This window comes from Pseudomonas sp. PH1b (assembly GCF_000633395.1).
In the GTDB taxonomy this organism is placed as follows: domain Bacteria; phylum Pseudomonadota; class Gammaproteobacteria; order Pseudomonadales; family Pseudomonadaceae; genus Aquipseudomonas.
In genome coordinates this window covers 1-2,378 of record NZ_AYMU01000047.1, presented here as the reverse complement: position 1 = coordinate 2,378, position 2,378 = coordinate 1, and the positions used below count along the sequence as shown (strand labels likewise).

Here is a 2,378-nt window from a genome sequence, read left to right as displayed (position 1 = left end):
AACGACCGCGGCATTGGCAACCTCGACCAGAGCAAAACCCAGCACGGCGCCACCCTTGAGAGCGGCCGTGATCTGACCATCGATGCCGGTGGCAGTCTCACCGCCGTCGCCAGCCAGATCGAGGCCAAGGGCGATGTGTCGATGACGGTCACAGAAAACCTGACCCTGGCCTCGGCAGCCAACGAACAGCACTGGGCCAGCAAGACCGGCACCACCAAGAGCGAAGAAGATCGCGTCCACCAGCAAGCCACCACGGTGACGGCGGGCGGCGATGTGACGCTCAAGTCCGGCCAGGACATGACCCTGATCTCCAGCCGGATCAAGGCCGGGGACGAAGCTTATCTGGTGGCCGGTGGCGAACTGAACCTGCTGGCGGAGCAGGACAGTGAGCACTCGCTGTATGACATGAAGAAGAAGGGGGGCTGGGGCAGCAAGGAAACCAAGCGCGATGAAGTCACCCGGGTTACCCATGTCGGCAGTGAGATCAGTGCCGGTGGCAACCTGACGCTCAAGAGCGATGGCGACCAGAAGTATCAGGTTGCCAAGCTGGAGAGTGGCAAGGACCTGACCTTGGAGAGTGGCGGCGCCATCACCTTTGAAGGGGTGAAGGATCTTCTTCAAGAAAGCCACGAAAAGAGTAAGGGGGACTTGGCTTGGACCAGTTCCAAGGGCAAGGGCAACACGGATGAAACCTTGCGTCAGAGCCAGTTGATGGCCAAAGGCGAGTTGCTTATCAAGGCGGCTGATGGCCTGAAGATCGACATCAAGCAAATCGACCAGAAATCCATCAGTCAGACCATCGACGCCATGGTTCAAGCCGATCCGCAGATGGCCTGGCTCAAGGAAGCCGAGAAACGCGGTGATGTGGATTGGCGCCGGGTCAAGGAGTTGCACGACAGCTGGGACTACAGCCACTCGGGACTGGGAGTCGGAGCTCAGTTGGTCATCATGATTCTGGTGAGCTACCTCACGGCAGGTTTTGCCAGTGGTCTTGTAGCGACTGGGGCAGCCCAAGGCTCGGCAATGGCTGCTGCAGCGACAACGACCGCTACGGTCGGAGGTGTGACGACCACCACCACCGTTGCTGCCGGTTGGGGCAACGTCATGGCCAGCAGCATTCTGAGTTCCATGGCCGGTAGCGCTGCGGTCAGCACCGTCAACAACAAAGGCAACCTGGGTGCGGTGTTCAAGGACATCACTTCCAAGGATGCGCTCAAAGGTTATGCCACAGGGGCGGTAACTGCGGGCTTCACCGCCGGAGTTCTGGATAACACCTTCGGGGTCACCGGCGACAACGTCAATAAAGTGACCAAAGGCTTTGACCTGGGGAGCGTAAAGGATCTTGGCAAGTTCGGTGCCTACCTCGGCGCTCAGGGCGTTGTTCAGGCAGGGGCACAGAGCGTCATTCAGGGCGGCAGTTTTAGCGAAAACCTCAGCAAATCCCTCACCGCGCAAGGGCAGCACTTGCTGCAGGCCGGTGTCTTCAATTGGGTTGGGGATGTTTCGGATAAGTACGACTGGAAGGAAGGCAGTGTAGAAAAGATTGCCTTCCATGCGCTAGTTGGCGGCGCCCTTAGCAAAGCGACAGGTGGGGACTTCGCTACCGGTGCAGCCGCCGCAGGGGCCAGTGAGGCACTTATTACTCAGCTTTCTGGGCTGATTGGTAACGACAAGAACCTGGAACTGATGGTTTCTCAGCTCATTGGTGTCAGCGCTGCGGCTGCGGTTAATGGTGATGTGGCTAAGGGCGCGGAGATTGCCAAGAACGCCACCGCTTACAACCGGCAACTACACCCTGAAGAGCGCAAACGTATTCAACAACAAGCCAAGGCGTTGGCTGATGAGCAAAAAATCAGTGTTGCAGAGGCCGAGCGGCGTTTGGCTGAAGCCTTTGCTTTTTATACGGACAAGGCTTGGCAAGTAAAACTGAGTGGCTCGGGGGTCACGTTTGCGGACAGTACCCTTGCCCATTTGGGGCAGGCCCTAGCGCCGCTGGGGGCCTTTTATGACACATCGACCGAGGTTGTAGGGGATATCCCTGTCGCTCCTGGGCCGGGGAAAACGTATACGCCATCTGAAACCTTGGCGATGTTGAAAAATTATGAGTTTACCCACGCTGACTTCTTCAGTCCGACGGTCAATCTTGAGTACATCACCGATGATAAGCAGCGGGATTACTATGAAAAGAATCTCAATTACCGCCAGTTCGACATTCTTGCAGAGGGCTCAGGGGCTGCGAAGGGTATAGGCGGTGCCTTTAAGGGCAGCGCTGAGGATCTCTATGGCTTTGGCAAGGGGTTGTTAGTAGACACTGCTAACACTGCCAATGGGGTCACCCATGGCTTGATACGAGCTGCGAGTAACCCGCAAGAGGTAAT

General features: G+C 57.3%; 1 protein-coding gene. It reads left to right on the top strand.

Going from position 1 to position 2,378, the window contains the following annotated elements:
- A partial coding sequence (locus tag U873_RS0133180; protein WP_025132345.1) for a DUF637 domain-containing protein occupies positions 1–2,378 on the top strand: 2,378 nt, incomplete at both ends.